The sequence below is a fragment of the Pseudomonas helleri genome, from assembly GCF_001043025.1.
In the GTDB taxonomy this organism is placed as follows: Bacteria; Pseudomonadota; Gammaproteobacteria; order Pseudomonadales; family Pseudomonadaceae; genus Aquipseudomonas; species Aquipseudomonas helleri.
Genome location: NZ_JYLD01000003.1, coordinates 25014 through 46909, shown reverse-complemented (window position 1 = coordinate 46909; position 21896 = coordinate 25014). Strand labels below are relative to the sequence as shown.

Sequence of the window (21896 nt, the reverse complement as noted above, 5' to 3'; positions counted from 1 at the left end):
TTTACGACTGCTGCGCAGTCGGACGTAGCCTCGCAGGCTCGTCAACTGCTACAGGGGGCGACATCTTGAAAACAAAAAAGGGCCACCTCGCGGCAGCCCCTTTTATCAGCAGTCAGTTCAAGCCAGGGATCAATCCCAGCTCAACGCGCCGCCAGTTTGGTACTCGATAACCCGCGTCTCAAAGAAGTTTTTCTCTTTCTTCAAGTCCATGATTTCACTCATCCATGGGAATGGGTTGGTGGTGCCCGGGTATTCTTCTTTCAGGCCGATCTGCGACAGGCGGCGGTTAGCGATGAACTTGAGGTAGTCCTCCATCATGGCCGCGTTCATGCCCAGTACGCCGCGTGGCATGGTGTCACGCGCGTATTCGATCTCGAGCTGAGTGCCCTGCAAGATCATCTGGGTCGCTTCTTCCTTCATTTCAGCGTCCCACAGGTGCGGGTTTTCGATTTTGATCTGGTTGATCACATCGATGCCGAAGTTCAGGTGCATGGATTCGTCACGCAAGATGTACTGGAACTGCTCGGCAACGCCGGTCATCTTGTTGCGGCGACCCATCGACAGGATCTGGGTGAAGCCGCAATAGAAGAAGATGCCTTCCAGAACGCAGTAGTAGGCGATCAGGTTGCGCAGCAGTTCTTTGTCGGTTTCAACGGTGCCGGTTTCGAACTTCGGATCGGAGATCGAACGGGTGTACTTCAGGCCCCAGGTTGCCTTTTTAGCGACCGACGGGATCTCGTGGTACATGTTGAAGATCTCGCCTTCATCCATGGCCAGCGATTCAATGCAGTACTGGTAGGCGTGGGTGTGGATCGCCTCTTCGAACGCCTGGCGCAGGATGTACTGGCGGCATTCCGGGTTGGTGATCAGGCGGTACACGGCCAGCACCAGGTTGTTGGCAACCAGGGAGTCAGCAGTAGAGAAGAAGCCCAGGTTGCGCATCACGATGCGACGCTCGTCGTCAGTCAGGCCTTCCGGGTTTTTCCAGAGGGCGATGTCGGCGGTCATGTTGACTTCTTGCGGCATCCAGTGGTTTGCGCAACCGTCCAGATACTTCTGCCAGGCCCAGTCGTACTTGAACGGTACGAGCTGGTTAAGGTCGGCACGGCAGTTGATCATCATTTTTTCGTCAACGGCAACGCGAGCGCTGGCGCCTTCGAGTTCTGCCAGGCCTTCAGCGATGTCGAGCTTGTCCAGGGCTGCTTTGGCGCGCTTGATCGCTGCCGAGTCGGTAGCGGTGACAGCACGGGCTTCCTGGGCCGCAACGCCGCCAGCAGCGTCCAGGCGGTCCATGTTGGCTTCGGTTGCGTGGCCTGCGTTGGCGCCTTTAACAGCGACTTCGCCTTCGTCTTCTTTGTCGAATTCGTCCCAGCTCAGCATGACGTGTCGTCTCCTGCGTGAGGGCCTTGTGCCCGTGTGGTAACACTGATGGTTTGGTTTGCACACGGCCCATAGGCCACTTGGATCTAAGAAATGTTGCTGCAGTAGCGGTTTACGCACGCATAAACATGAATGTGCTCGGGGCCGACCCGCTGTCGCTCGGGGGATGCAGTAACGATAGCATCTCGCCCTGGCCTTTAAAGCCGGAGCAGCTTGGTGGTCAGCCCGCTCAGGGTGTTAGCACCCTTTGGAGGGCCGAAGTATACGGGGTTTGTACAGGGTATTTCAGCCAGTTTTTTTTCGGCCGATGCGACGAAATGACCTAAATTTGGCCTGGACTTCAATGCAGTGGCGGCCGGGCACGGCTTTCCCGGCTGAGGACCGGTCGCCCGTTTTTTTCATGAGCATGTGCGTAAGCGTGGGAGGGGGCAGCCGATATCTGTATAGATCTATGTAGTGCCTGTCCAGGCGGTAAGACTCGTAAGGTCTTTTTCATCAGGGCGCGTGACGTGGATAACGCGTAACTGCCCATCCATGAGAAGGTCGCCAAGATGAGTCAAACAGTACCGTTAAAGTATTACTCGGAAAATTTTATAAAATCGGACTTTGAGCGATGTACGAATTCGGCGCTTGCTGATGGACTGATCACCGGCGTTGAAAAAATCTGGCTTCAACAGGCCTTGGGGACTTATGCGGTCAATACAGTGCCTGCGATTGCCCCGCTGTATGTGAGTCAAGTAGCGTTAGCGCGAGCAGATGACCAGCCGGAATATTTACGCGGGGCATTTGTACTTGCTACCGGGGTGCTACCTTCGGACACTTATTATTTTTATACTTTAATGACGGGGCTTCATAAGTTTCTGAGCTGGGCTGATTTAGTCAGGGCTATAAATAAACAGTTTATCGTGAATGATAAATCCCCTCTTTTACACTGTGTTCCTTTGGCCAGTCGGAATGCTTTATTGGGCGACGATGTGATAAATGTAACGTTGTTGCCGCTGGAGCTACCCATTTTCAAGACTCTCAGCCAACTCTTTGAACGCTCATTGGGAAATGATCAGTTTGTCGTCCATCAAGTGGTGTCGTACATACCTTCAATTCGATCTGTTCTATTTGACAGACTGAAGTTTAAGCAGGAAGAAAGAAGGCAGGCCACTCCGGCAGACTGTGCAGGGAGTGTTATTACGAGTGAAATGACAATTAATAGCTCTTTGGTGGATTGGGCGTTCGAATATTATTTGAAAAAAGCGCTGCCCAAGCATGAGGGCTTTAGCTATGCGCCCCGTTTGCCCTGCGGCAGTGAACGTGGCAAAAGCAGTGCTGAGATAGAGTTAGAGTTTGTCAGTTTTCTCCACGACTCTACCCATGATCTGGTGAGCACGTTTAGTAAGGCCATAGGCCAATACTGGAATGAGTCACGAGGATTTTTCCCCAGCTTAAAGGTATGTGTGCATGACACTTTGAGTGAGCGTCTATATAGCAGTCTTATGCAGGCGCAGCATGATGGAACACTCTCTGCCCTGGACGTAAAACAGTTGCAAGAACGTATGCAAGGCGTTGATGTGTCACACGTAGAGCTTGCGTTGATACACCTTAAGCAAGCAGCGGATGCCCCCGTTGAGTTGGTAGCTTGGTACGGTCTTTTTATTGGCGGTGTCGATGGTCGATTCGTTGTGATGGGGGACCGGGGGCTGGAAGTATTTAACAATTGGTCGCATTTTCAGCGTGTCACATCCCCTCGCTTCAACGTGTTGCTCCCCAAGGAAGCCGAGAGCGGCCCGCCGTTGCCTGATGATTATCTGAGTCGGTATGTAGCGCGAGCGGACAGTGTTCGGTGGAGCGCTTCAAACCCTATCAGCATGGGGTATACCGTGTTGCATGACGATTTGTACGCAGCACTGGAATCTCAGATTTATAAAAAAGTGCTATCCGATATGGAGTACTTAATTGAGTGGTTAGAAGTTAAGCGTATTTATGTAGACTCTTTAACATCTGCGGATTATGCAAGTACCGCATTGGCCGTGCTGGACGATGCGCTCAATATAAAGACATTGCTGAATCCTGATCAATCCATCCCCTTTGACAGTTATCGTTGGAGTTCCCGATTTTCACTGGGTGAAACCATGGCTGAAACAACCGGTGAATTGCTTGATCAGCTTAACGTTCCGATTGATCTCATTCGGCTGCGTATTGAGACGTTGGAGCAGGCGGTAACAACAAAGCTATCAATGTTTCCCACCGTGAGCGACTTCTGCAAAAAAAAGTTGGCTGAGCTTTGGCAGCTTAGTGGGCGAGACTTACTTGACCCTGGCAATGTTTCGGTAAGCATTATGGGTCCAGAATCTAACGCATCCTCAGCAGACGTGCCTGCCATGCCGTTGGTTGATGCATTTTTAGAGCATGTGACGGGAAAACAACCTTTACCTGCCGAACCCGCGCGAGTCCGGTTTGAGCGGGCAGCAGGGGCGGCAGGGCAGGTCGCGTATTTTGCTGCGGATGAAAATCTTGTTCTTCATGGTGTCTTGCTTAAGTTGGCCGGTGATTTTGCCAGCCAATTTGAACTGTACCTTGAGCGGTCCGTCTTTAAAGATCAGTTACCAGCGGGTAATACGTTGCTGGATGATCTGGTGCAACTGAAGTCTCAGCTGTTATGGGCGGGTGGATACTACTTTTTTGGTCATGACAAACGGCTTGGTCAGCAGGACGTTGGTTGTTTGACAGCGCTGCAGACGTATAGAGTCCGATCGAACCGACCGTCCTATTATTATTTTGTGCCTGATGTCTACCGGATATCGGTGAATGTTAAGAGCACCAATTTTACGGCGTTTCTAGAAAACTGTTTTTTGATTACCGAGAGGGGCGGGCTCCAGCCAGCCTGCGCGGGACATGCTATTTTTTGGTCCCCTGCACGACAGTATGAAGCATTTAATTCAGTTGATGAATGTCGCGCTGTATTACGACAACGTATTCTGGATCCTGTTGATTATGTAGAGTTGACAGGCACTATTAATAGTCTTCAGCGCGCCGCTATTCTTGAAAGCAAAGCGTTGTTGAGTACGACCGATGATTTGTTTTATTTTTCTGTTGTTGAGGGGGACTACTTGCTTGAACTGGAGAGTAGCCGTCTGCAACACCATCTTGATGACGCGCGACGTGCTTATCATCAGGGCGTTGTTGCGAAGGTTTCAAGTCAAGAACTTCAAGACCGTGTCGACAACTATATTGTCGCCGTTGAGGCCGGTTTTAACGTGGCATCGTTACTGCTGCAAGCCGATACTGTGCTGTTTGAATCCGCCCTGCCTGAGGTGCTGGCCCACGCCACAATGAAAGAAAAATATGACTATTCGCGTATTTTGCAACGTTATCGTAATGCGGTGGTTGATGATCGCGATTATTTGCATGGCATTGTGGGCATTGACGAGTACACGTTCAAAGCGCTTAAAAAGCAACTGGCTCTGGACTTTCCAATGCAGTCGTTGGACCCGGAGGCCGTTAATGTCATTATCACTCAAATGAGTTCGCCTGGCTGGTCAGGAGAAATTGCATCGCTGGGTAGTGCAGTGTCCAGTACAAGTCAAACATTAAGCGCGTATGCCTTGCGCGGGTTCGGGCAATTGACAGGCCATCTGACTTTTTCGGTGTCGGGGAACGTTTCACTGCCAAATGGCTTTAATGAACACTATGTAAAATCGTTAGTCCGAAAATTAAACGTAGGTGAAGAATATCGCACCTTGCTTGAGAATAAGTTAATAGTGGATGCGGAGGAGTCTAGCGGTCGCTTTAAGTTATTTTGTGCTCAGTTACCGCCACAGATGCTGGAAATAGCATTTCGGGATAAGTTAAAAGGGGTGCTCAGTGAAAAGGCTTACTGCTACCTGGAGCATGTTCTCAATATGCCTGATGCAATGGCGCGGGAATTGTTTGAAGGTCATCGTATCGTTATGCGCCCACTTGCTATCCGGTCCAGTCCCGATGCAGTGCCTGATGAGGTCAGTGGGGTATACCTGGTCGGGCCTGATGCCAAGGCGGTTGGCCCACTGATTGTGGTCGTCATGTACAGTCGTGAATATTCAATTAAAGAGTACCCTGATGAGGCGAGCTTTATAGCGGATATCATCAATCGGGAAGTTCTGCAAACTCAACTATTAGGTCGCCTGAAACCGTGGCAACGCAAAATATACGCGAATGGCGGTTTTAAAGAGCCGCATATTAATTATATTAGCCAAGATTTTTTCAGTGTTGATCTGTTCGTGACGCCGGCACCCGTGACGATTTCGCAGGCTGACTACACGGGGAATTTACTCTCAAAAATGTATAAGGATAATTGCCAGCAGTTACTGGGCATGGCGAAATCTCAATCGGTCACCACAGCTGAGAAAGATTGGGCTTCTTTCAAGGAGCTGCTGTCATTGGTTATGGCAACTGCGATCCAGTTTATGCCCGCGCGGTTGGCTATCCCTTTGACAATATGGCAAACCCGAGACACCTTGAAAGCGGCAGCCAGTGCTGCGTCCCAGGCCCACTGGGGGGAGGCCGTGACCGAATTTGTGACCAGCCTGTCGATGCTTTTGACGTCAAGACAGCCCAGAGCATCAGAGCGCAATGCGGGCACTACTGAAGTCAAGTCCTTAGACTCAGTTTATGGAGCACCTGCCGTATCCGAGGGGGCGGGTGGGCAATCACGGTGGACGGCACAGTATGAATCAGCACTTGAGCCCTACATAGAGCATGCCGTTTCATTATCAGAGTTAAAGCATGACCCGCTAACCGATATCTATCAGAGTGTATTGACTGAAAAATATTACGCGGTCGTTCTCGGCAGAGTATTTCAAACACAGCTTTTGGAAAGGCGCTGGCGGATTTACATCGGTGCTGATCAGGACGGACCTGCCTTGCGTCGCGACAGCGCATCTGGCCGTTGGGATGTCGACGTCAGGGAGCCGCTGGCTGGCGGCGGTCCGATACTCAGCAGGCATGCACCACCGCGTGGTGGGTATGGCTTCATTAAAGATGCTGTTGGCATGGCCCAGATTAGAGCGCTTTATCCAGGCAAGGCAACGGCCCTCCAGGAGGCCCATCAACGGGCGATTGCTTATCTGAATGAGGGGCGCGATGTGCTCAGGCATATTTTTGAGAATGACGTGACTTCGCTGGCGCATGCTGCGTGGTTGAGAGATTTTCTCGGCGTTTCTCGCTTGAGCTTGGTCCAAACCCGAAAAATAGATTCAGTAATCGGTCTTATTTTTAACCGCTTGATCAAACCCTCCATGAGCCCGATAAGTTCAAAACGGTACGTAGTAGGGCGTGGCCATATTTATGGCGCTGAGCGCATTGCTTTTGTGAATATGCTGGATAAACGTAAATATATTTATTTATCAGACGCTTTTTTTAATACCCCATTGGATACCCGTCTGGCCGGGACGATGGACGAGCTTAAAACGACTGTGCCGCCCTTTGATTTCAATGGTCACTTCAGAGCGGTTACGATGATTCACGAATTAAGCCATCAAGTCGCGGGTTCAGAAGATATTGCTTACATGAACTCGGCTCTTCCGTTTGTTGAACTGTTGAAGGATGTTGTGCCAGTAACGTTCAGTTCGGCAAGCAGAAACAGGATCATGCAGGCCCGGGCCTTGTCTGCACTGACTCCCCGTCATGAGTTGTTCAAGATGCAAGATTCACAACTTATGCCCAGGCAGGATGTCGGCTTGCGAGTGTCTGAACATATTATGAAATTGACGGGCGCACTGACGCTGGATAATGCGCGGGACATATTCATCAATGATGAGTTAATGCGCGCAGAAGTCATTCTTTCGAATGCCGACTCGTTGGCGCTGATCATCAGTCGATTGGGCGGGGGGCGGGAAAACTATAGCGTGATCGGGCTTGTGCCTTAGTATCTCTCGCTGAACAAAAAGCCGCGGCGGGCTGCACTGTATTCAATGTGCGCCCTGCCGCATATCGCTGGGGGATAATATGTTCTTTAACCGTTGGAGCAACCGTTACCCATGACACGGTATTCGAGAGTGTGCTTGATGCCTTGCGAGTCTTCGTAAACCATGCGGGCCGGTACTACTTCGCAAACATTAGGGATTTCGCTCATGGAAATCACTTTGGCAATATCAAGTTCGGAAGAGTAGGAATAGTGTTCTACAACCGGTTGCTGGTGCGAGACCTGAGTACTTGCTTCATCAGCAAACGCGCTAACACACACACTGCTGAGGGCCAGAACTAACAACGCTTTCATTTCGTATTTACCTGTCTAGGGTCGAATGGGGTCACGCGGCCTTTGTGAGGCTGCGTGTGAAACTTGGTTTAAGTAAGAGCGATTAAACATGCCTTCGTGGGGGCTGTAACTTGCGTTAATCGCGGTGCCTTGGTTGGCGAGGTGAATTTTAGGCCGCTGCCGGGCGGGCATATAGAGGGGCTTTTGATAAAGACTGTTGACAGATTCTGCAACAATCGTCGAAAACAGACGGTGTTTACAGGTATTTCAAATCCGTCGGCGCGGGGTAAAGCGCTGTAAGCATCGGTCTTGAGCCTTGCACGGAAAAACCATGGTTTTTCTGGGTGTTTCTTACTACCAACGTCGAATGGATCTCACGCCAAGGCCCGGCTAAAACAGGGTCATAAAACAACAACTACAAATATAGAGGTATGAAACATGAGTGCCGCTTCCCTGTATCCCGTACGCCCTGAAGTTGCAGCCAATACGCTGACTGACGAGGCGACCTACAAGGCGATGTACCAGCAATCGGTCATCAACCCGGATGGCTTCTGGCGTGATCAGGCCAAGCGTCTGGACTGGATCAAGCCGTTCACCACCGTGAAGCAAACCTCTTTTGACGACCACCATGTCGATATCAAATGGTTTGCCGACGGCACTCTCAACGTTTCCTACAACTGTCTGGACCGCCACCTTGCCGAGCGCGGTGATCAGGTCGCGATTATCTGGGAAGGCGACGATCCTTCCGAACAGCGCAACATTACCTACCGTGAACTGCACGAAGAAGTGTGCAAGCTGGCCAACGCCTTGCGCGGCCAGGACGTTCACCGTGGCGACGTTGTGACTATCTATATGCCGATGGTGCCAGAGGCGGTTGTCGCCATGCTGGCCTGTACTCGCATTGGCGCGATCCACTCGGTGGTGTTCGGCGGCTTCTCGCCCGAAGCGCTGGCCGGGCGGATTATCGACTGCAAATCGAAAGTGGTGATCACCGCTGACGAAGGTGTGCGTGGCGGCAAACGCACGGCATTGAAAGCCAATGTCGACGTGGCGCTGACCAACCCTGACACCTCCAGCGTGCAGAAAATTATCGTGTTCAAGCGTACCGGCGGCGACATCGCCTGGTATAAGCACCGCGATATCTGGTACCACGATTTGATGGCCGTGGCTTCGACCCACTGCGCACCCAAAGAAATGGGCGCCGAAGAAGCCCTGTTCATCCTTTATACCTCGGGCTCCACGGGCAAGCCAAAGGGTGTGCAGCACACCACCGGTGGCTACCTGCTGTATGCCGCGCTGACCCACGAGCGCGTGTTCGATTACCGTCCGGGCGAAGTCTACTGGTGCACGGCAGACGTGGGCTGGGTCACCGGCCACACCTACATCGTCTACGGCCCGCTGGCCAACGGCGCGACCACCGTGTTGTTTGAAGGGGTGCCGAACTACCCGGACATTACCCGCGTGTCGAAAATCGTCGACAAGCACAAGGTCAATATCCTCTACACCGCGCCCACCGCCATTCGCGCCATGATGGCCGAAGGGCAGGCGGCGGTTAAAGATGCAGACGGCTCAAGCTTGCGCTTGCTGGGTTCGGTGGGTGAGCCGATCAACCCTGAGGCCTGGAACTGGTACTACACCACGGTCGGCAAAGAGCGCTGCCCGATTGTGGATACCTGGTGGCAGACCGAAACCGGCGCGTGCATGATGAGCCCGCTGCCGGGCGCCCATGCGCTCAAGCCGGGGTCTGCTGCGCGTCCGTTCTTTGGTGTGGTGCCGGGGCTGGTGGACAACCTGGGCAACCTGATCGAAGGTGCGGCCGAAGGCAATCTGGTGATTCTGGATTCGTGGCCGGGCCAGGCACGTACCCTGTACGGCGATCACGACCGTTTCGTCGACACCTACTTCAAGACCTTCCGCGGCATGTACTTCACTGGCGACGGTGCGCGCCGCGATGAAGACGGCTACTACTGGATCACCGGTCGTGTGGACGACGTGCTCAATGTGTCTGGCCACCGTATGGGCACAGCAGAAATCGAGAGCGCGATGGTTGCCCACTCCAAAGTGGCTGAGGCGGCTGTTGTCGGCGTGCCCCATGACATTAAAGGGCAGGGCATCTATGTCTACGTCACCCTTAATGGTGGCGAAGAGCCGAGCGAGGCGCTGCGTCAGGAGCTGAAAAACTGGGTGCGCAAGGAGATCGGCCCGATTGCCTCGCCCGATGTCATCCAGTGGGCGCCGGGCTTGCCGAAAACCCGCTCGGGCAAAATCATGCGCCGTATCCTGCGCAAAATTGCCACGGGTGAATATGACGGCCTGGGCGATATCTCGACCCTGGCGGATCCGGGCGTGGTGCAACACCTGATCGACACCCACAAGAGCATGAAGGTCGCCTGACGCCTCCTTCGTTGTAACAAAGCCCCGCCTGACGCTGTCAGGCGGGGCTTTTTATTTGGCCGATCAAATCCCCGCCCAACCATCGGCGGCTCCTATCAAACACAAATAAGTGATTGATTCCTAAGGCCCTGTAGGAGCGAGCTTGCCTCGCGATCTGTTGATCTTGATCTAAGAGCCCCCTCACCACGCCTCTCCCGTAGGAGAGGGAGCTGATTGGGGGATGCTGACGATTATCGGCGGCCTGTTTGCTGCGCGACAGCGCGGCGTCGAAGACGGGGCGGCCACTCCTGCGGGGTCCGGGGTTTATTCAGGTGTTACCCCATGTGTAACCGTGCGCCCAAAAACGGGGCTATGTGACACCAAAGGCACCGTTTTAGAGCGCTCGGGCGACCCTTAAAAAATTAGATTAAAGGCTACACTTGCCGGAATAGAAGGGTTTGCGAATAATAGGCCCGCTATTTGCAACTCATATAGGTTCTATATCTTTTGCTCTTGCACGAATTCGAAGAGCTGTCAATGCTTGTAGCCGCCTTTCTCGGTGCATTTGTAATATGTTGTCGCATTGAAGAAATAACGGCTTGAAGCCTGTCGTTAGAATGCCGATCACTCGCTCGTTGTCGTAGTGCTGAACTCGTTTCAACACCAACAGGACGTGGCGCCGCATTCCCGGTTTAACCTCCGCATATTGGGCTCAGGCTCACTCTGCATTTATTGCCCTTTACCGATGGAGTCCTAAGATGAAGAAACTCGTGCTTCTTGGCGCCCTGGCACTGTCCGTGCTGTCCTTGCAGGCGTTTGCTGATGCAAAGCCGCTCAAAATTGGCATTGAAGCCGCTTACCCTCCGTTTGCCTCCAAGGCACCGGACGGCAGCATTGTGGGCTTTGACTATGACATCGGTAACGCTCTGTGTGAGCAGATGCAGGTCAAGTGTGTGTGGGTCGAGCAAGAGTTCGACGGTCTGATCCCGGCACTTAAAGTGCGCAAGATCGACGCCATCCTGTCCTCAATGTCGATCACCGACGACCGCAAGAAGTCGGTGGACTTCACCAACCGTTACTACCTGACCCCGGCTCGCCTGGTGCTGAAGGACGGCACAACCGTTTCTGATTCGCTGGAAGAGCTCAAAGGCAAGAAGATCGGCGTGCAGCGCGGTTCGATTCACGACCGTTTCGCCAAAGAAGTCTTTGCTCCTAAAGGCGCCACTGTTGTGCCTTACAGCTCGCAGAACGAAATCTACCTGGACATCGAAGCCGGTCGTCTGGACGGCACCGTGGCTGACGCCACCCTGTTGCAGGAAGGCTTCCTCGATACCCCGGCTGGCAAAGGCTACGCGTTTGTAGGTCCTTCGTTCACTGACGCCAAGTACTTCGGTGACGGCATCGGTATCGCCGTGCGTAAAGGCGACAAAGAGCTGAAAGACAAAATCGACCGTGCAATCACCGATATCCGTGCAAACGGCAAGTACGACGAAATCCAGAAAAAATACTTCAACTTCGATATTTACGGCCCAGAAGCCAAGTAAATCATCGCGGCTGTAAGTCTGAAATGGCGCAAGCGACAGAGTCCCTGAAGTTTGCGCCATTTTTTCATCCTAATTTTCACGCTTTTTTTCGAGGGCCTGAATCATGTTGAAAGGCTACGGGGCTGTCATCCTCGATGGCGCTTGGCTGACGCTACAGCTCGCCTTGTCGTCCATGGCCCTGGCCATTGTTCTAGGTCTGATTGGTGTTTCAATGCGCCTGTCGCCAGTGCGCTGGCTGGCTTGGCTGGGCGATCTGTACTCTACGGTCATTCGTGGGATTCCCGATCTGGTGCTGATCTTGCTGATTTTCTACGGCGGTCAGAACCTGCTCAACAACGTCGCCCCGCTGGTGGGCTACGACGACTACATCGACCTCAACCCCTTCTCGGCTGGCGTGTTCACCTTGGGCTTCATCTTTGGTGCGTACCTGTCCGAAACCTTTCGCGGTGCCTTTATGGCGATCCCCAAAGGTCAGGCAGAAGCGGGTGTGGCCTACGGCATGAGCCGTTTCCAGGTGTTTTTCCGGGTGTTGGTGCCGCAGATGATCCGTCTGGCGATTCCGGGCTTTACCAACAACTGGCTGGTGTTGACCAAAGCCACGGCCCTGATTTCGGTGGTCGGCTTGCAAGACATGATGTTCAAGGCCAAGCAGGCGGCAGATGCCACCCGCGAGCCTTTTACGTTCTTCCTCGCGGTGGCCGCGCTGTACCTGGTAATGACCAGTGTGTCGCTGCTGGCGTTGCGACAACTTGAAAAGCGCTACTCGGTCGGCGTAAAGGTGGCTGAGCTATGATCTTCGACTACAACGTCATTTGGGACAGCATGCCGCTGTACCTCAGCGGCATGGTTGAAACCCTCAAGCTGCTGGGCATTTCACTGTTCTTTGGTTTGCTGGTGGCGCTGCCGCTGGGCCTGATGCGGGTGTCCAAGCGCCCGTGGGTCAATTTCCCGGCGTGGCTCTACACCTACGTGATTCGCGGCACGCCGATGCTGGTGCAGCTGTTTTTGATCTACTACGGCCTGGCCCAGTTTGAAGTCGTGCGCGAAAGCTTTATGTGGCCTTTGCTGTCCAGTGCAACCTTTTGTGCGTGCCTGGCGTTTGCGATCAACACCAGCGCCTATACCGCCGAAATCATTGCGGGCAGCCTCAAGGCCACGCCCCATGGCGAGATCGAAGCCGCCAAGGCGATGGGCATGTCCCCGAGCAAAATGTATCGCCGTATTTTGCTGCCGTCGGCCATGCGCCGGGCGCTGCCGCAATACAGCAACGAAGTGATCATGATGCTGCAGACCACCAGTCTGGCGTCCATCGTGACCCTGATCGACATCACCGGCGCTGCGCGTACCGTTAACGCGCAGTATTACTTGCCGTTTGAAGCCTACATCACCGCAGGTGCGTTCTACCTGTGCCTGACCTTCATTCTGGTACGCCTGTTCAAATTGGCAGAACGCCGCTGGCTGGGCTACATGGCCCCGCGCAAGGCCTGAGTGTTGAGCCGCGCTCAACGTCTGACCCACTGTTTTTGTGAGAACCGACAGCATGTACAAACTTGAAGTCCAAGACCTGCATAAGCGCTACGGCAGTCACGAGGTGCTGAAAGGCGTATCTCTGGCTGCAAAGGCAGGTGATGTGATCAGCATCATCGGTTCCAGCGGTTCAGGCAAAAGTACCTTTTTGCGTTGCATCAACCTGCTTGAGCAGCCGCATGCCGGCAAGATTTTGCTCAACAACGAAGAGCTCAAACTGGTCGCGAAAAAGGACGGCGCCCTGGTAGCGGCAGACCCTAAACAGTTGCAGCGCATGCGTTCGCGCCTGTCGATGGTGTTCCAGCATTTCAACCTGTGGTCGCACATGACCGCGCTGGAAAACATCATGGAAGCGCCCGTGCACGTACTGGGCATGTCCAAGGTCGAAGCGCGGGAAAAAGCCGAGCATTACCTCAACCAGGTCGGCGTGTCCCATCGTAAAGACGCCTACCCCGGGCATATGTCCGGGGGTGAGCAGCAGCGTGTGGCGATTGCCCGTGCGTTGGCGGTGGAGCCAGAGGTCATGCTGTTTGACGAGCCGACCTCGGCGCTGGACCCGGAGCTGGTCGGCGACGTATTGAAGGTCATGCAAGACCTCGCCCTGGAAGGCCGGACCATGGTGGTGGTGACTCACGAAATGGGATTTGCCCGCGAAGTGTCCAACCAGTTGGTGTTCCTGCACAAAGGCGTGGTTGAAGAAAGCGGTAACCCGCGTGAAGTGCTGGTGAACCCGCAGTGCGAGCGTTTGCAGCAGTTCTTGTCGGGCAGCCTCAAGTAATTTAATGGATTGTGAGACTGCTTTTTGCACCAACTTAGTGCATGCTTCCCGGAAAACGCGGTGGCGGATCTAGCTTGGTTGTTGCCACCTTCGGCATTAACACTGTTTTCGTTTCGGATTGCATGCCATGACTGCCCATCGAATAGGTTTCCTGATTTGGCCCAGCACCAAAGCATTGACGCTTGCGCTGGCCGAGGAGGCCTTGCGGGTCGCCCAACGGGTGCATCCCGAAGTGGCTTACGAGCTGGTGTTTCTGCAAGCAGAAGCACCGACCGACGTCGTGGCAGGGGGTTGGCAATTACCCGGTGAGCCATGGGCCGGGAAGCTTGAAGGGTGCCAGAAGCTCTTTCTGGTGGCCGATGAGCCACCCGCCGCCATTGCCCCGGCACTCAGCAGTGCGCTCAAGCAATTGGTGCGTGCCGGGTGCGTGATTGGCGGGTTGTCGGCCGGGGTTTACCCGCTGGCACAACTGGGCTTGCTCGATGGCTACCGTGCAGCCGTGCACTGGCGCTGGCAGGATGACTTCGCTGAGCGCTTCCCCAAGGTGATTGCCACCAGCCACTTGTTTGACTGGGACCGTGATCGCTTGAGCGCCTGTGGCGGCATGTCGGTACTGGACCTGTTGCTCGCCTTGCTGGCCCGCGACCACGGTGCTGAATTGGCGGGTGCGGTGTCTGAAGAACTTGTGGTTGAGCGCATTCGTGAAGGCGGTGAACGCCAGCGTATTCCCTTGCAAAACCGTTTAGGTTCCAGCCACCCGAAACTGACCCAAGCCGTTTTGCTGATGGAAGCCAACATTGAAGAACCGCTGACCACGGACGAAATCGCTCAGCATGTGTGCGTCTCCCGTCGTCAACTGGAGCGCATCTTCAAGCAGTACCTCAATCGCGTCCCTAGCCAGTACTACCTGGAGCTGCGCTTGAACAAGGCGCGTCAGATGTTGATGCAAACCAGCAAATCGATCATCCAGATCGGCTTGTCGTGCGGGTTCTCCTCGGGGCCGCATTTCTCCAGTGCCTACCGCAACTTCTTCGGTGCCACGCCACGCGAAGACCGCAACCAGCGCCGCAGCAGCAGCCCGTTTGAATTGTCCTCGGTGCCTGCTGAGCGAGGCTGAAACTACTGTTCAGGTTCGACGACATCGACAGCGATGGGCTCCAGATCGTCGAATGAAATATTCATATCAATACCGGTCTGACTGAAATATAGGTGCGCCTGGTTCAGGCTCGCTTCGGACAAGGGGTTTCCTGCCAAATCGAGCGCTTCGGTGATAAATGCCGGGGCCTCGAAAAGTTCTGACGGTAAATCAATGATGAGATTGTCACTCAGATCTATCGTTTCAATTTCGGGCAACCCCAAAAGGGATGTGGGGAACTCGCTGAGTTCAGTGTTGCTCAGGAACACTGAATTCAAGTGTTGCATATTGCTGAAGTCAGGCGTGAGGTTAAGCGGGTTGCCATCAAGATCGATGTGTTCCAGGTTTTCCAGTCCGGATAAGGCCTGGGCTGCTGTGGGGGTGAGCGTGATGTTGCTGTCTTCGAGATACAACTCAGTTAAGTTCTGCATTGAGGGCAGCGACTCTGGCACTGCATCAAGAGCAAAGCCTTGAAGTTTCAATACGCGTAATCTTGGGAAGTTTTGCAAGAACTCGTTAACGCCAGTAACGGGGCCGGATCCTCTCAAGGACAGGTAAGTTACGTGGCTGAAGTCGGCATCAATACTCGGCATGTTATCTAATATTGTTCGTGTAAACGTCAGCTCAAAACCATCTCGGGTAGGGTCTGCGTAGTGATTGTCGAACGCTGTTTGTCTGCGCCAGCATCTTTCGAGTTCTCTGCTGAATGCACGTCGGTCTTGAACAATCGCCATTCTTGCAACTGGCGGTATTAACTCGCCGGTTCGCTGGTTAGTTGCGGGTGCGTCGACAGTCCACACTTCCAAATCATCACGCAGCCTTTCCAGTGATTGTCCCAGATCGGTCAAGGTTTGATCTGCCGCGGCCGGGTCAGCGGGCAGGTGACGAATGACTCTTAGCCGCTCTTGCCGATTCAGGCTGGGGTAAAGCTCGTTCACGCGGCGCTCGAGTGCGCTGGGTGGCTGGCCTGGGGCGTCGGCACCTAATAAAGGGTAAGCGGTGGCTTTGAGTCGTGGGCGGGCCTCTGGGTTTATATCTAGCGCAGTGCGCGAGGGTTCTACGCGTGCTCTGACGAGTTGACGTTGCAGCAGAGGATGCTCGCGTACAGCGGCTTTCAGGGCTTTACCCTGGTAAGTATGGGGAAATCCCAATTGAGCACGCTCTGCATCCGGCAGTGCGTGCAATAAAGCCGCATACAGATCATCTGGCCCATGCAGCTCCAGGCCCTGCGCATCCCGTGCGCTATAGAGGTTTTGTGACTTGATCAACACTTTGCGTATCGGGGCATGCTCGCCTCCAAGGCTGTTGAGCAGTGGACCGTCAAAGCTGGCGTCGCGAATTTCAAGGCGCAGGTTGTCTGACCAGCCAGGTAGCGATTCAATCGTTTTCAGCGTGAGCCACTCGCTGTCTGCGCTATGCGTAGAGTCGAGAAAAAGGCCTTCGAAGGCGCGGTTGACCCTTGATTCGTAGACCTGTTCGAGTGCGAGCTCTTGCAGGCGTTCGGGGATGATTCGCTCATTAAGCAGTTGCAGGATTTCATCGCCCTGGGCATTCCAGATCAGTTCTTGCGCTGCCGGTGTCGGCAGTTGCGCAAAGCTCGTCTGCAGCAATTTGACCTCTGCATTAGCGCTGTTTTGCAACGAGGCATAACGTGATGCGAACAAGTCGTTGCGCTTTTTGTGTGCCAGGCGTGCCAGTCGGTTGCAGAGCAGGGTCATTTGTTCGGTGGGATTAGGTAGCGGGTCGGCCATCGCTGGACTAACGCCGAGCAGGTGCTTTATGTCTTTTTCATCCAGTGCCTGGAGGACGGTTTTCAGTAATTGGCCCCCTCGTACCTGCTCATCTGTGATTTCAATGTGCTCGGCTGTAGAGAACTCGGAAGGATAGTGCACCACGGTTTCACCGTGTTCATTGACGACCCGTAAGTTTTTGGACGCGCTCCACATCTCATCACTGATCAACAGTTGCAACTGGGTTTGAGGGTCTGCCAGTTGCTGAACCAAAGGGTCACGGCTTTGCATGTGCTCGATGAAATACTGCAGGTCCTGGTCAATTTTGAAGCGTTGGATGCTGTCGGCAAGCAAGCCGGGTGTGGGCAGCGCATCGACATGCAGGCTGCGCAGCGCAGCCGTATCGGTCTGAGTGATGGCCAAAAGGCGTGAGGCGGTGATGTCAGAGAAAGAGGCTGCGGTTCGGTTCAAGCGTTTGAAGAGTCTCAAATCATCCCAATTGAGCGGTTGCTCTGTTTCGACTGTCCAGGCACCTGACCCGTTATGCCGCAATCGCGGCGAGTAGGCCTGTGTTCGAGAAGGATGCTTGATGCGGTATCGCAGTGTTTGGGGTTCTTGTTCAACGCGGTAAGTGCGGTCTTCGAGAGATAGAAACTGTGCGTCTTCATGCAGCATTAACCCGAGGTCGTTGGCGGGCGTGTTGGAGGGCAGGTCTGTCGGATGTTGGTAAGGCGTCAGGGCCGGATCCCACAGGCGCTTTTCACCCGTATGGCGTGTGACGGGTTTTAAACCCTTGACGAAAGAGGGCGTGGGTTTCAGGACATCAGCGATTATTTTGCTGCCAATGCTCAGGGTTGCAATTTGGACGGTGCTGGACAGAACGTTGAATAAATGGTCCCAGGCCTCAATGGTTTTACCCTGGGTCCAGTCCCTGATGCCCTCATAGGTGTCATCAAGGATCTGATATGCCATTTGCAGCATCATCAACTCACCCAGACCCGGGATGAAAAAAGAGCCCGCAATCTCAATCGCGTTGACGGCCCACTCACCGATTTTTTTCAGGCGTTGCTGGCGATCATGGCGTGTTTTCTGATCTTCCGTGTCGGTACTGACAGCCAGCAAGGGGGCATCTTCAAGCAGCTTTCGTCGTTTTTGGATGAACAGGTATTCGCTGTAGTCCTGATAGATGTTGAGCAGCGTGAAATTGAGAACAGGGTGCTCAACAAGGCTTGATCGAATAACAAGAGGGAAGTCTTCAGGCCGTCCTTCCCCTTTAGGCACGTGTGCCGGGTCGATCTGGGTAATGAAAAGTTTGCTCCTGAGGGTCGTTAAAAACGGCTCTAGTTCCTTGTGGTCAATAAAACGGCTGAAGTATTGCTGGTAGCTGTCATCGCGTAATTTTATTGCCAGGTCACTGACGAAAGCGGTCATTGAAGCGTGACGCTTTACAGGCTGCTGCGGGTCATCAGGGAGGTAGGCGATGACTTCCCCTTGCAGTGACGCTGGAGCCGTTTGGGTAGAAAAAACCAACACCCCGGTCAGCGCGCTGCCCAGTAGCGTCATGCTGTGAGGATAGAGTGTCGGTGGTGTCTGGTTCGTCCAGCCCGGCGCTTGGGCCGGATTGCAAAGCGCATCATGGATGTTTTGCGTGATCTGTTTGTGTGCGAGCGCATGATGCGATGCCGCGACAAGCGCCGTTCTCAAGTGCTGGCGAACAGCTGTTTTGATACGCAATGCTTTGTCAGGCTCACAAAGGATCAGCTCATTGTCCAGATGAGCCTTGTACAGTTTGCCGATATCCAGCTGACGGCACAGCGTAATGAAAGCCGGGATCGGCACTTGTCGGGTCAGCGTCTCCAAAATCTGGTATTGCCCGCCTGCGCTTGGGCGAGTAATAAATCCGGAATCAGGTGAGTGAGCGTCTGGCTGTGCTTCAAAAGCCTCAAAGTTATGCAGGGCGGCATCCAGCATGGACACGCGCCAGTTTTTAAATGCCCCGGTTTTAAGGCCCAACAGCGGCGTTGTCAGGGGGAGGTAGAGGTTGATGAAGGTGTTTTTCAGATTGAGCGCAGAGTCCACCTGAAAGCGCTCGACCAATGCTTGTAAGAGCAAAGGTTCGGCGAAGGCGTAAACATCTTTGAGGTTTTCAAGTTCCTGCTCAGCATCCTGGTGGGTTTTCCAGCTATTAATGTGCGCGTGATCAAGGGCGTTTTGCTGTGAAATCGAAAGCCCTTTCGGCCAGTGCATCGGGTTAGGCCTGAGAGCCTTGAGTGCTTGCTGTTTGTGAGAGGGCGCCCGTGTTAACCACTGAGGTAGGGTGTGGGTGATCTGGGCATGATGGGGCAGAAAATGTGCCTCTCTATGAGGTGTGTTTTGTGTGAGCGGTGACTGTGGGGGCAGACCTTCAAGATCGCTGTTGGGCATGAAAGCACCTGATTAATCAAGGAATTAGAGCGATTAAGATCAGCCGCGATGACGTTTTTAAAAAGCGCAAATACCTGCTAGAAGAGGGGGCCGACGTATCGTAAATATGCCCCGTCGCAATAAATAAATAGCCCCCGCTCAAGGGTTTAGCCGCAGGTGCCGGCTCGCCCTGCCAGGCACGGCATAAATCAACCTGTTGTCGTGCTGCCGTTTGGCGCGCTCAGCGTTTAAACTGCGTCTTTGCGACGCAATATGTCGCATTGCTGTAAACCCGGTTAAGCCGGGGTTTGGCGCTATAAGAAGTTGTCGCTTGGCGGCAAGGCCGCATCACCATCTGTCCTTACAATCCCCCCATCGCTCGCCATTTTAGGCAGGCGTTTCTCATCAGGAGACTCCGATGTCCGTTGAGCAAGCCCCGGTGCAACGCGCCGATTTCGATCAGGTCATGGTTCCGAACTACGCACCTGCTGCTTTCATTCCTGTGCGTGGCGCCGGTTCCCGAGTCTGGGATCAGTCGGGGCGCGAACTCATCGACTTCGCAGGCGGCATCGCGGTTAACGTGTTGGGCCACGCCCACCCGGCGCTCGTAGGCGCACTGACCGAGCAGGCCAACAACCTGTGGCACGTGTCTAACGTGTTCACCAACGAGCCTGCCTTGCGCCTGGCTAAAAAGCTGGTAGACGCCACCTTCGCTGAGCGCGTGTTCTTCTGTAACTCCGGCGCCGAAGCCAACGAGGCTGCCTTCAAGCTGGCCCGTCGCGTGGCGTTCGACCGTTTCGGTGATGAGAAATACGAAATCATCGCGGCCCTCAACAGCTTCCACGGCCGTACGCTGTTCACCGTCAACGTGGGCGGGCAGTCGAAGTACTCGGACGGTTTCGGTCCAAAAATCACCGGCATCACGCACATCCCGTTCAACGACCTCGACGCGCTCAAAGCGGCGATCTCCGACAAAACCTGTGCCGTGGTACTGGAGCCCATCCAGGGCGAAGGCGGCGTATTGCCAGCCGAGCAGGCTTACCTGCAAGGCGCGCGCGAACTGTGCGACCAGCACAATGCCTTGCTGGTGTTTGACGAAGTGCAAACGGGCATGGGCCGTACCGGCCACCTGTTTGCCTACCAGCACTACGGCGTGACCCCGGACATCCTCACCAGCGCCAAAAGCCTGGGCGGCGGTTTCCCGATCGCGGCCATGTTGACCACCGAAGACCTGGCCAAGCACCTCGTCGTCGGCACTCACGGCACCACCTACGGCGGCAACCCGCTGGCGTGCGCGGTGGGCAATGCCGTGTTCGACGTGATCAACACCCCGGACGTATTGCAGGGCGTTGAGGCCAAGCATCAACTGTTCAAAACCCGCCTTGAACAAATCGGCCAGCAGTACGGCGTATTCACCCAAGTGCGTGGTTTGGGCCTGTTGCTGGGCTGCGTCTTGAGCGATGCCTGGAAAGGCCGCGCCAAAGACATATTCAATGCGGCTGAAAAAGAAAACCTGATGATCCTGCAAGCCGGCCCGGACGTGGTGCGTTTCGCCCCAAGCCTGGTGGTTGAAGAAGCAGACATCACCGAAGGCCTGGATCGTTTTGAGCGTGCCATCAAACACCTGACCGCCTGATCCACGCCATAACCCTGTAGGAGCGAGCTCGCCTCGCGATCTTTTAATCTTTTAAAAGACTGTGAGACAGGCTCGCCCCCACAGGGCCCCATTTTTTATTTTCTGGATTAAGGAGTGACACCATGCTGGTGATGCGCCCCGCGCAAATGGCTGACCTGAGCGAGGTACAGCGTCTGGCTGCGGACAGCCCGATTGGTGTCACTTCATTGCCGGACGACCTCGACCGTCTGCGCGACAAGATCGCCGCCTCCGAAGCCTCGTTTGCCGCTGAAGTCAGCTTCAATGGCGAAGAAAGTTACTTCTTCGTCCTTGAAGACACCACCGCAGGCAAGCTGGTGGGCTGTTCGGCCATCGTCGCGTCGGCCGGGTACTCCGAGCCTTTTTATAGTTTTCGTAACGAGACCTTCGTTCACGCCTCACGCGAACTGAAGATCCACAACAAGATCCACGTGCTGTCGCAGTGTCACGACTTGACCGGCAACAGCCTGCTGACCAGTTTTTATGTGGTCCCGGATCTGGTGGGCACGGCCTGGTCCGAACTCAACTCCCGAGGCCGCCTGCTGTTTGTGGCCAACCACCCGGAGCGCTTTGCCGATTCGGTGGTCACCGAGATCGTCGGTTACAGCGATGAAAACGGCGACTCGCCGTTTTGGGACGCCATCGGCCGCAACTTTTTCGACTTGAACTACGCCGCCGCCGAGCGCCTGTGCGGGCTGAAAAGCCGCACCTTCCTCGCCGAGCTGATGCCGCATTACCCGATTTACGTGCCGCTGTTGCCTGACACTGCCCAGGAAGCCATGGGCCAGGTGCACCCGCGTGCGCAAATCACCTTCGACATTTTGATGCGTGAAGGTTTTGAAACCGATCATTACATCGACATTTTCGACGGCGGCCCGACCCTGCATGCGCGGGTCTCGGGCATCCGCTCGATTGCTCAAAGCCGCGTGGTGCCGGTCAAGATCGGTGAGCCGATTCGCGGTGGCGGTCGCCCGTATCTGGTGGCCAATGCCCAGTTGCAGGACTACCGCGCCGTCTTGCTGGAGCTCGACTGGGCGCCGGGCAAGCCGGTCACGCTGGATCTGGAAGCGGCCGAAGCGCTCGGCGTTGGCGAAGGCGTCAGCGTACGAGTGGTTGCGGTTTAACGCGTTTGAGCGAGTGTCACGG

Annotated in this window: 12 protein-coding genes; 9 read left to right on the top strand and 3 right to left on the bottom strand. The window is 54.5% G+C overall.

The features are described from left to right. Positions 1-129 precede the first annotated feature (129 nt). A complete protein-coding gene (locus TU84_RS05650) occupies positions 130-1380 on the bottom strand; it encodes a ribonucleotide-diphosphate reductase subunit beta (RefSeq protein WP_048367891.1) in 1251 nt (416 codons plus the stop codon). Positions 1381-1931: 551 nt separating this feature from the next. On the opposite strand from TU84_RS05650, the gene TU84_RS05645 reads away from it, so the two are divergent. Then, the gene (locus TU84_RS05645) at positions 1932-7277 is read left to right on the top strand and encodes a dermonecrotic toxin domain-containing protein (protein ID WP_048367890.1); all 5346 of its coding nucleotides are present in this window, start codon (positions 1932-1934) and stop codon (positions 7275-7277) included. An 86-nt stretch (positions 7278-7363) separates the two neighbouring features. Here the strand turns inward: TU84_RS05645 and TU84_RS05640 are convergent, their stop codons facing one another. Further along, the gene (locus TU84_RS05640; protein WP_048367889.1) at positions 7364-7627 is read right to left on the bottom strand and encodes a DUF2790 domain-containing protein; all 264 of its coding nucleotides are present in this window, start codon (positions 7625-7627) and stop codon (positions 7364-7366) included. Between the two features lie 417 nt (positions 7628-8044). On the opposite strand from TU84_RS05640, the gene acs reads away from it, so the two are divergent. The 6 genes from acs (at position 8045) to argR (ending at position 14945) form a co-directional block, all read left to right on the top strand. Continuing rightward, a complete protein-coding gene (gene acs / locus TU84_RS05635) occupies positions 8045-10000 on the top strand; it encodes an acetate--CoA ligase (RefSeq protein WP_048367888.1) in 1956 nt (651 codons plus the stop codon). 737 nt (positions 10001-10737) lie between these two features. Beyond that, entirely contained in the window at positions 10738-11523 is a 786-nt protein-coding gene (locus TU84_RS05630) for an ABC transporter substrate-binding protein (RefSeq protein ID WP_048367886.1), read from the top strand. A gap of 103 nt (positions 11524-11626) precedes the next feature. After that, entirely contained in the window at positions 11627-12316 is a 690-nt protein-coding gene (locus tag TU84_RS05625; protein WP_048367884.1) for an ABC transporter permease, read from the top strand. After that, the gene (locus TU84_RS05620) at positions 12313-13011 is read left to right on the top strand and encodes an ABC transporter permease (protein ID WP_048367882.1); all 699 of its coding nucleotides are present in this window, start codon (positions 12313-12315) and stop codon (positions 13009-13011) included. The genes TU84_RS05625 and TU84_RS05620 overlap by 4 nt, the downstream gene beginning before the upstream one ends. 52 nt (positions 13012-13063) lie before the next feature. Further along, positions 13064-13828, top strand: coding sequence for an ABC transporter ATP-binding protein (locus TU84_RS05615; RefSeq protein ID WP_048367881.1), 765 nt, complete (start codon positions 13064-13066; stop codon positions 13826-13828). Positions 13829-13955: 127 nt separating this feature from the next. After that, positions 13956-14945, top strand: coding sequence for a transcriptional regulator ArgR (gene argR, locus TU84_RS05610; RefSeq protein ID WP_048367880.1), 990 nt, complete (start codon positions 13956-13958; stop codon positions 14943-14945). Between the two features lie 2 nt (positions 14946-14947). Here the strand turns inward: argR and TU84_RS05605 are convergent, their stop codons facing one another. Continuing rightward, positions 14948-19117, bottom strand: a complete 4170-nt coding sequence (locus tag TU84_RS05605) for a leucine-rich repeat domain-containing protein (protein ID WP_157403788.1) — start codon at positions 19115-19117, stop codon at positions 14948-14950. Positions 19118-19514: 397 nt separating this feature from the next. On the opposite strand from TU84_RS05605, the gene TU84_RS05600 reads away from it, so the two are divergent. Continuing rightward, positions 19515-20732 carry an aspartate aminotransferase family protein gene (locus tag TU84_RS05600; protein WP_048367876.1) on the top strand — a complete coding sequence of 406 codons (1218 nt, stop codon included), beginning with the start codon at positions 19515-19517 and terminating at the stop codon, positions 20730-20732. A 122-nt stretch (positions 20733-20854) separates the two neighbouring features. After that, positions 20855-21874 carry an arginine/ornithine succinyltransferase subunit alpha gene (aruF, locus tag TU84_RS05595; protein WP_048367875.1) on the top strand — a complete coding sequence of 340 codons (1020 nt, stop codon included), beginning with the start codon at positions 20855-20857 and terminating at the stop codon, positions 21872-21874. The last annotated feature ends 22 nt before the right edge of the window (positions 21875-21896 follow it).

Coding starts and splice junctions, on each gene's coding strand:
- TU84_RS05650 (WP_048367891.1), bottom strand. CDS start 1,380: ATGCTGAGCTGGGACGAATTCGACAAAGAAGACGAAGGCGAAGTCGCT.
- TU84_RS05645 (WP_048367890.1), top strand. CDS start 1,932: ATGAGTCAAACAGTACCGTTAAAGTATTACTCGGAAAATTTTATAAAA.
- TU84_RS05640 (WP_048367889.1), bottom strand. CDS start 7,627: ATGAAAGCGTTGTTAGTTCTGGCCCTCAGCAGTGTGTGTGTTAGCGCG.
- acs (WP_048367888.1), top strand. CDS start 8,045: ATGAGTGCCGCTTCCCTGTATCCCGTACGCCCTGAAGTTGCAGCCAAT.
- TU84_RS05630 (WP_048367886.1), top strand. CDS start 10,738: ATGAAGAAACTCGTGCTTCTTGGCGCCCTGGCACTGTCCGTGCTGTCC.
- TU84_RS05625 (WP_048367884.1), top strand. CDS start 11,627: ATGTTGAAAGGCTACGGGGCTGTCATCCTCGATGGCGCTTGGCTGACG.
- TU84_RS05620 (WP_048367882.1), top strand. CDS start 12,313: ATGATCTTCGACTACAACGTCATTTGGGACAGCATGCCGCTGTACCTC.
- TU84_RS05615 (WP_048367881.1), top strand. CDS start 13,064: ATGTACAAACTTGAAGTCCAAGACCTGCATAAGCGCTACGGCAGTCAC.
- argR (WP_048367880.1), top strand. CDS start 13,956: ATGACTGCCCATCGAATAGGTTTCCTGATTTGGCCCAGCACCAAAGCA.
- TU84_RS05605 (WP_157403788.1), bottom strand. CDS start 19,117: ATGCCCAACAGCGATCTTGAAGGTCTGCCCCCACAGTCACCGCTCACA.
- TU84_RS05600 (WP_048367876.1), top strand. CDS start 19,515: ATGTCCGTTGAGCAAGCCCCGGTGCAACGCGCCGATTTCGATCAGGTC.
- aruF (WP_048367875.1), top strand. CDS start 20,855: ATGCTGGTGATGCGCCCCGCGCAAATGGCTGACCTGAGCGAGGTACAG.